This window comes from Guyparkeria sp., assembly GCF_046545975.1.
In the GTDB taxonomy this organism is placed as follows: domain Bacteria; phylum Pseudomonadota; class Gammaproteobacteria; order Halothiobacillales; family Halothiobacillaceae; genus Guyparkeria.
Window position 1 is genome coordinate 1 of the sequence record NZ_JBKGYT010000077.1, and the last position, 8,003, is coordinate 8,003.

An 8,003-nucleotide genomic window follows, 5' to 3' on the forward strand; every position below is an offset into this window, starting at 1 on the left:
ATCTGGTTGCGGGAGCAGGATTCGAACCTGCGACCTTCGGGTTATGAGCCCGACGAGCTACCGGACTGCTCCATCCCGCGTCTGGTATGGGGATGATTATACAGATTTCGGCGTCCCTGTCATCCCCTTGAAGAAATCACTTCACCCGCGTCCCGGGGGTCGCGCCCTCGTCGGGTGAGAGGATGTGCAGGTCGGACCCGCCGGATCCGGCGGCCAGGACCATGCCTTCCGAGATGCCGAACTTCATCTTGCGCGGGGCAAGGTTGGCCACCATGACCGTCATCCGGCCCACCAGCGTGGCCGGATCGTAGGCCGCCTTGATCCCCGCGAATACCTGGCGGGGACGCTCCTCGCCGATGTCGAGTTGCAGACGGAGCAACTTGTCCGCGCCCTCGACGTGATCGGCTTCCACGATCTTCGCGATGCGCAGGTCGACCGCGGCGAACTGGTTGATGTCGATGGTATCGGCGATCGGCTCGATTTCACGGGTCACGGCTTTCTCCTTTGCGGTGTTGGCGTTGCCGCCGGCCTTGGTCCTGGCCTCGTCGACGGCATCCTCGCGGGCCGCTGCCAGCAGGGCCTCGATGGAGGACTCCTCGATCCGCTGCATCATCGGCCTGAACTTGTTGATCGAGTGATCCAGCAGCGGCGTCTCCAGCCCCTGCCAGGTCAGCGCCTCGACATTCAGGAACTCGGCGGCCTTCGCGGCCAGTTTCGGCAGGACCGGCGAGAGGTAGGTCATCAGCACCGCGAAGGCATTGATGCCGTCCGTGCAGATGGACTGGACCTCGCCGCGGGTCGCCTCGTCCTTGGCCAGCACCCAGGGCTTGCGCTCGTCGATGTACTGGTTGGCCCGGTCGGCCAGCGCCATGATCTCGCGCATGGCGGCCGAGTACTCGCGGCGCTCGTAGCGCTGGGCGATGCCGGCGGCGGCTTGCGTCATCTCGCCGTGCAGCTCCGGGCGTTCCAGCTCGGCGGCCAGTCGACCGTCGAAGTGCTTCTTGATGAAGCCCGCGCAACGGCTGGCGATGTTGACCACCTTGCCGACCAGGTCCGAGTTCACCCGCTGGCGGAAGTCCTCGAGGTTGAGGTCGATGTCGTCGATCCCCGCGCCGAGCTTGGCGGCGAAGTAGTAGCGCAGCGCCTCGGGATCGAGGTGGTCGAGGTAGGTACGCGCCTTGATGAAGGTCCCGCGCGACTTGCTCATCTTCTCGCCGTTGAGCGTGAGAAAACCGTGGCAGTGCACCGCGTCGGGGCTGCGCATGCCCGCGCCCATCAGCGTCGCCGGCCAGAAAAGGGTGTGGAAATAGGCGATGTCCTTGCCGATGAAGTGCACCAGCTCGGTGGTCGCCTCCGCGCCCCAGAAGTCGTCGAAGTCCAGCCCCTCGCGGCGGGCCAGCTCGATGAACGAGCCGATGTAGCCGATCGGCGCGTCCAGCCAGACGTAGAAGAACTTGCCCGGCGCCCCGGGAATCTCGAAGCCGAAGTAGGGCGCGTCGCGCGAGATGTCCCAGGACTGCAGCCCGGATTCGAACCACTCGTTGAGCTTGGCCTTGATCGCCGGCTGGACCTCGGCCTCGTCGAGCCAGGCCTGCAGCCGGTCGGCCAGCTTCGGCAGGTCGAAGAAGTAGTGCTCGGAGTCGCGTTCGACCGGCGTGGTCCCCGACAGTACCGACTTCGGGTTCTTCAGCTCGGTGGGGGTATAGGTCGCCCCGCAGACCTCGCAGTTGTCGCCGTACTGGTCGGTCGCACCGCATTTCGGGCAGGTGCCCTTGATGAAGCGATCCGGGAGGAACATGCCCTCCGACTCGTCGTAGGCCTGCTTGATGGTCCGGCGACTGATCAGCCCGGCGGTATCGAGTTTCGTGAAGATCTCCTCGGCCATCCGGCGGTTGTCGTCCGTGTGCGTACTGCCGAAGTTGTCGAAACCGATGCCGAATCCGGCGAAATCCGCCTCGTGGAGGTGATGCATCTTGGTGATCAGTTCCTCCGGCGTCATGCCCTCCTGCTTGGCGCGCAGCATGATGGGCGTGCCGTGGGTATCGTCGGCGCAGACGTAGCGGCAGTCGTGCCCGAACAGCTTGTGCGCCCTCACCCAGATGTCCGTCTGGATGGTCTCGATGACGTGTCCCAGGTGCAGCGGGCCGTTGGCGTAGGGGAGGGCAGAGGTGACCAGGATCCGGCGTTGTTTGTCCATGCGATTCGTTGTCTGTCGATCGGGTGGCTTGCATGGCCAGAGATCCGTCCGCCGGGAGTCGTCCCGGGGCGCGCCTGCGATCTGGCCATGGCGGCTGAGTCGTTGGTGATTCGAGGCGCGGCAGTTTAGCATGCAGGACACCCCGGAAACCCCGAACGACTCATTGCCCGCTCATTCCAGCAAGGATCGCCGTAATCCATGCGTATCGTGATTGTCGCCCCCGATCTCCCGGACGAGATCGTCCCGATCTTCCCCGCCCTGACGGACGCGTCGCGCGCCCGGCCGGGGCTGGCCTTCACCGTGCTGACCGGGCCGTCGAACGCCGCCTGGGCGGGGTTGCATCCCGCCGTGGACGAGGTCGTGTCCTTCCCCCTCGATTCGCTGACCGCACCCTGGTGGACCGCATCCGGCTGGAAGGCCCGCGGGGCGTGGGGCGCGCTGCTGCGCGAGCATCCGGAACTGGCACGCTGCGATACCCTGATCGACCCCTTCGGTCGTAGCGATACGATCGCCGCGGCCGTTCGGCTGCCGGGCCGGTCGGTCGGCATGTCGCTTTCGTCCGGCAAGGACGGTCGGACGTCGGGCCGCCAGCCCTACGACTCGCCGTTCCCCGTGCCGGGTGACCTGCACCGCGTGCAGGGCGTGCGGATGCTGTTCGCCGCCCACCTCGACTACTCGCTGCACGACCTGAACCCGGACTACGGGCTGCAGATCGAGGCCGAGCCGATCGTCACCGAACTGCTGCTCGATACCCGGGCCCTGCCGTTCGGCGAGGACGGGCGGGCACTGCTGCGGCGCCGCCTGGCCGAGACCGGGGTCACGCTGGACGACCTGGGCGCCAGTCCGCCGGGCGACGCGGTCGACTACCGAAGACGCCTGACGCAGAGCCGCTACGTGCTGACCGGCAGCAACCTGACCGGCTGGCTGGCCGCCGCGCTCGGCATTCCCGGTGTCTGCGTCTGCGCGGACCACGAGGCCCGGCACCAGGGGGTGATCACCACCCGCCATGCGCGCCAGAAGCTGATCAACGTCGACACCCCGCCGATGAACCAGCCCGAGATCGTGGTCGAGTCGATCATCCAGGTGATCACCCGGGGCGAGGCGGCGATCGAGATCCCGGAGGCGGCGGTCGACGCCGACCAAGGGGACGCGCTCGCCGGCAGGCACACGGGAAACGGCGACTGATGTCCCGGACAGATCGTCCCTCGGGCCCGGCCGGCCCGGTGCCCTACGAGTGGCGCGAGGACGTCCCGGTCGAGAACACCCTTCGCCTGCCGGCCAGGGCAGGCCGGGAACTGGTAATGCTGGATACCGCCCCGTCCGTGTTCTCGGACCCGGAGGTGGGGCAATGGCTCGCCGACCCCGCCGTGCAGGTGATCGGCGGCGGATCGAATCTCGTGTTCGTCGCCCCCGTGGTCGGACGTGCCGTGCGGGTGGCGGCCTCCCGTTCGTGGATGACGGCGAAGGCGGTCTCGGCGGTCAAGGTCGTCGTGGAAGCGGGCAAGGGGCTCGACGAGCTGGTCCGGGAAACCGCGGTCGAGGGCTGGTACGGGCTGGAGGCGCTGGCCGAGATCCCCGGGACCGTGGGCGCCGCGCCGGTGCAGAACGTGGGCGCCTACGGCACCGAGATCGGCGAGCGCGTGGTCTGGGTCGAGGCCTATGATCGCCTCGAGGGCAGGCTTCGCCGGCTGTCGGCCGAGGAGTGCGCGTTCGGCTACCGCAGCAGTCGTTTCAAGCGGGAGACCGGGCGGTGGCTGATTACGCGCGTGGCGCTGAGCCTTTCCCGCGAGCGTCCCGACGGCTGGCCCCCGGCGACCTATCCCGGGGTGGCCGACGCCCTTGCCGACTGGGCGGCGCGAAACGGGCGTGAGCCGGAGTCGATCACGCCGCTCGAGTACGCGGAGATCATCACGCGGATACGTCGCCGCAAGTTGCCCGACTGGCGCCGGGGCTGGCCGGGGAGCGTGGGCAGTTTCTTCCAGAACCCCGTCGTTTCGGTCCAACGCGCGGCGGAATTGCGGCGGCGATGGCCGGCCATGCCGCAGTTCGAGCTTTGTGGTGGCGATGGCGTGAAGCTGTCGGCCGGCTGGCTGATCGAACAGGCGGGATGGAAGGGGCAGCGGGAAGGCAACGTGGGCGTTTCACCGGAGCACGCCCTGGTGCTGCTTCACCACGGGGGTGCGTCGGGGGAGGAGTTCTGGTCGCTGGCCCGGCGCGTGCGCGACGCGGTCGCCGCGACGTTTGGAGTCACCCTGCAGGCCGAGCCACGGATCATCGGGGTCGACGCGACGGAGTGATCACCCGGATCGACGGGGTTTCGATCAACGGCAGAAGAACAGGCTCGCAAGTGCGGGCCTTTGTCGTTTCCGGGGCTTGTCGGCCGTCAGGCCGAATCCGCCGCCCTGTCGGTCACGGCCCGCAGGCGCTCGGCCGCCTGCCGCCGTGCCGTCTCGGCATCCTCGCCGGCATCGAGCGCCTCGATCAGCCACAGGGCCTCGGCCAACCGGGCGGCTTGGCGATCCCCGGCAAGGCGGGCGAACTGGTCGGGGCTGTCGGCGAGCTCACCGAGGCGTCGCAGGGAGTCGGGTGAAAGGGGCGGATTCCCGCGTTCCGTGAATGCGCTCGAGGCAAGCCACTCGTCGAGGTCTTCCTGCCGGATCTCCAGCAGCCGTCGCATGACCTCGGAGAGGTCGTGCTGTGTCGGCTCCAGCCACGCCGCGACCAGTGGCTCGAGCAGCTTCAGGCTGCGATCGCCGTAAGCCGCGCGCAGGTCGGCCGGCAGGGGCAGCCCGGGGTGATGACGGGCGAGCTGGCGCTCCAGGACAGCCTCTCCGGCCCGGCGGATGGCGCCCCGGTCCTCGATGATCCGGCGTGCCGCCGCGACCTGATGACGGTGGCGGCGGTGAAGGGCCCATGCCAGCACGAGGACGAGCGCGACGAGGCCAGCGAGGAGCTGGGTGGCGATGATGGCCCACTCGGGGCTCAGGAAATAGGACGGAATGGTCATGCGGTGAACAGGATACTGGTCTCTGGGGAGTGGTTCATGATCGCGCCCGGTCGATCAGGCGGTGCCGGGCCCTGGCGGTTCCCATCATCAGGGCGACGGTCAGGAAGACGAGCGCCAGCAGAGCGACGAGGCCCTGCCAGATGGCGGCCTGATGCTCGCTCAGATCGACCCGGTCCTGGTTCCGGGAAGGGGTGTCGCCATGGGCGCTCACGGATTCGTTTGGCAACCAGTTGGGGGTTTTCCACGCCGTGTCGGCGGGCAGGGCCGTGTTCGCCCGATTCGCCCGGGCCGGGGGCTCGGGGACCTCCAGTTCGAACGGTAGGCGGACTTCCCGGTCTTCCCGCGAGCGCCCGCTGATCTCCCCGCTGAGGCGGCAGGCCGGCGAGACGCGCGGCGGGAGGGCAATTCGGCTCAGGGATCCGGTCAGCGTCACCTCCGTCCGGTTGGCCTCGCTCCGCGGGCACAGGATCTCGGCTACCAGCCGCGTGGCCTCCGGGTCGACGATGGAATCGTCCTGTTCCACGACCAGGGTGGGGGGAGCGTGACTTTCGTCGTCCTCCTCGGCGGGCAGCAGCCGCACCTCGAATGGCCGGGTCGGGGAGAGTGCGACCTTCCGGCGGATCACCCGTTCGAAGGTGGGCCCCTCGATTCGTCCGACCAGGGTATGCGTACCGGCCAGGTCCGGCAGGGCGAGACGGAAGTCGTAGTAGCCGTCGCGTTCTCTGCGGTCGTCACCGTCCCCGCGGTCGTCGAGTGTCATGGACGGACCCGGTTCTCCCTCCGGGTCGAGCACCTGCACCGTCATGGTCATCTCGGCGGCCAGCCGGGGTTCGATCAGCGGCTTGCCGCGGTCGGTAAGCACCAGGTGGCCCTCGATGATCTCGCCGGGATGGACCCGGCCCGGCACCTCCGACATCGCGAGGTCCAGGTCCGTGATTACCAGGGCACGGTTGTCGGGATCCTCCCGGGCCAGCAGCTCCCAGGTTCCGGGGGCGGGGCGGGAGACGGTGACCAGGTCACGCCCCGCGCTGTCGTCCCAGCGCCAGCCGTCCCTCCCCTCGGCTCGTTCCACGTCGACTTCCTCGCCGTCCGGGAGCCTGACCCGGGTCGGATCGGCCCCGGTTTCGCGGAAGATCACCAGCGTCAGTTCGCGCACGCTGTCGTCCACCTGGATCCGGTTGTCTGCCAGGGGCAGGCCGGTCCGCGGGGCGGTGGCCTCGAACAGGGCGAGAAAGGCGCGTTGCAGGTCGGCACTGCTGCGTGCCGAGATGGCCAGCCCGCCGGTGCGATCGGCGATCTCGGCCAGCATGTCGGTGTCGGCTGACGCCGAGAGGGCCACGGTGTGGACCTGCACCCCGGATTCGACCAGCGAGGGGATCACCTCGTCGCGCAGGTACGCCGTGGCGGACGCGTTGCCGTCGTCCTGGCCGGAGACGTCGACCCTTCCATCGGACAGGAGGATGACGTGGCGCTGCACCGTGTCGGCCCACTCGCGGTCGGCCGCCTCGAGCGCGGCGGGAATGTCGGTGAGCGGCTCGTCGGATCGAATCCGACCGGCGGCCTCGCGCATCAGCCGCCGGGTTTCCGCGTCCGCCTGTGCGGCGGGGAGCAGGGTGCTCACCCGGTCGCCGAACAGGTCGACCTGCACCCGGCTGCGTTCGGAGATCAGGTCGGCGAGCAGGCGTAGCGCCGGGCCGCGCAGGTTGTCGGGATCGGTCTCCTTCATGCTGCCGGAGACATCGATGAGCACATGGATCTCCGGAGGCTGTTCGGCGGATGAAAGCGCCGGGAACCATAGGGTAAAAACAATGACTAACTGCCCAAGCAACCGTTTCCCGCCGATTTCCGGCCGGGGAGACGGTTTTATGGCGCGGCATGCATCAACTCGCGGCATAGTGCTGGTATCCTTCGTGCCCGGATCGGGCAGTCCGTCGATGGCGCCCGTCCTTCCATTCGCCTCAATTTAGCAGTCGTCACGACATTTATGGCTCAGTACATCTTTACCATGAACGGCGTGGGCAAGGTCGTCCCGCCGAAAAAGCATATCCTCAAGGACATCAACCTGAATTTCTTCCCGGGCGCCAAGATCGGCGTGCTGGGTTACAACGGCGCGGGCAAGTCGACCTTGCTGCGCATCATGGCCGGCGAGGACAAGGACATCATCGGCGAGGCCCGTCCGCAGCCGGGCACCAAGATCGGCTACCTCAAGCAGGAGCCGGATCTCGACCCGGACAAGGACGTGCGCGGCAACGTCATGGACGGCGTCGGCGAGATGGCCGAACTGCTGGAGCGTTTCAACAAGGTCTCCGAGCAGTTCGCCGACCCGGACGCCGACTTCGAGGCCCTGATGGAAGAGCAGGGCAAGCTGCAGGACAAGATCGAGGCCGGTGGCGGCTGGGATCTCGACCGCAAGCTCGAGGTCGCCGCCGACGCGCTGCGCCTGCCGCCCTGGGATGCCGACGTCACACTGCTTTCCGGTGGTGAGCGTCGCCGCGTGGCCCTCTGCCGCCTGCTGCTGTCCAACCCCGACATGCTGATTCTCGACGAGCCGACCAACCACCTCGACGCCGAGTCGGTGGCCTGGCTGGAGCGGTTCCTGCAGGAATTCCCCGGCACCGTGGTCGCGGTCACCCACGATCGCTACTTCCTCGACAACGTCGCCGGCTGGATCCTGGAGCTCGACCGCGGGCAGGGCATCCCCTTCGAGGGCAACTACTCGCAGTGGCTGGAGGCGAAGGAGAAGCGTCTCGAGCAGGAAGAGAAGGCGGAGTCCGCTCACCAGAAGGCGATGAAGCAGGA

The 8,003-nt window shown here is 68.0% G+C and carries 6 protein-coding genes and 1 tRNA gene; 3 read left to right on the plus strand and 4 right to left on the minus strand.

The window, feature by feature from the left end; all coding sequences use genetic code 11:
* Positions 1 to 3: 3 nt before the first annotated feature.
* Together ACLFMY_RS07410 and metG are read right to left on the minus strand one after the other, a co-directional pair.
* Positions 4 to 80, minus strand: a tRNA-Met gene (locus ACLFMY_RS07410).
* Between the two features lie 56 nt (positions 81 to 136).
* Entirely contained in the window at positions 137 to 2,197 is a 2,061-nt protein-coding gene (gene metG / locus ACLFMY_RS07415) for a methionine--tRNA ligase (RefSeq protein WP_410763985.1), read from the minus strand.
* A 198-nt stretch (positions 2,198 to 2,395) separates the two neighbouring features.
* Between metG and ACLFMY_RS07420 the strand changes: the two genes are divergently transcribed.
* Both ACLFMY_RS07420 and murB read left to right on the plus strand, forming a co-directional pair.
* On the plus strand, positions 2,396 to 3,382 hold the full coding sequence (locus ACLFMY_RS07420) for a hypothetical protein (protein ID WP_410763986.1): 987 nt from the start codon (positions 2,396 to 2,398) through the stop codon (positions 3,380 to 3,382).
* A complete protein-coding gene (murB, locus tag ACLFMY_RS07425; protein WP_410763988.1) occupies positions 3,382 to 4,494 on the plus strand; it encodes a UDP-N-acetylmuramate dehydrogenase in 1,113 nt (370 codons plus the stop codon). Before ACLFMY_RS07420 ends, murB begins: the two co-directional genes overlap by 1 nt.
* 86 nt (positions 4,495 to 4,580) lie before the next feature.
* Here the strand turns inward: murB and ACLFMY_RS07430 are convergent, their stop codons facing one another.
* On the minus strand, positions 4,581 to 5,204 hold the full coding sequence (locus ACLFMY_RS07430) for a hypothetical protein (RefSeq protein ID WP_410763990.1): 624 nt from the start codon (positions 5,202 to 5,204) through the stop codon (positions 4,581 to 4,583).
* Between the two features lie 34 nt (positions 5,205 to 5,238).
* The gene (locus ACLFMY_RS07435) at positions 5,239 to 7,098 is read right to left on the minus strand and encodes a VWA domain-containing protein (protein WP_410763991.1); all 1,860 of its coding nucleotides are present in this window, start codon (positions 7,096 to 7,098) and stop codon (positions 5,239 to 5,241) included.
* Between the two features lie 90 nt (positions 7,099 to 7,188).
* On the opposite strand from ACLFMY_RS07435, the gene ACLFMY_RS07440 reads away from it, so the two are divergent.
* The coding region (locus ACLFMY_RS07440) for an ATP-binding cassette domain-containing protein (RefSeq protein WP_410763992.1) at positions 7,189 to 8,003 on the plus strand (815 nt) is incomplete at its 3' end.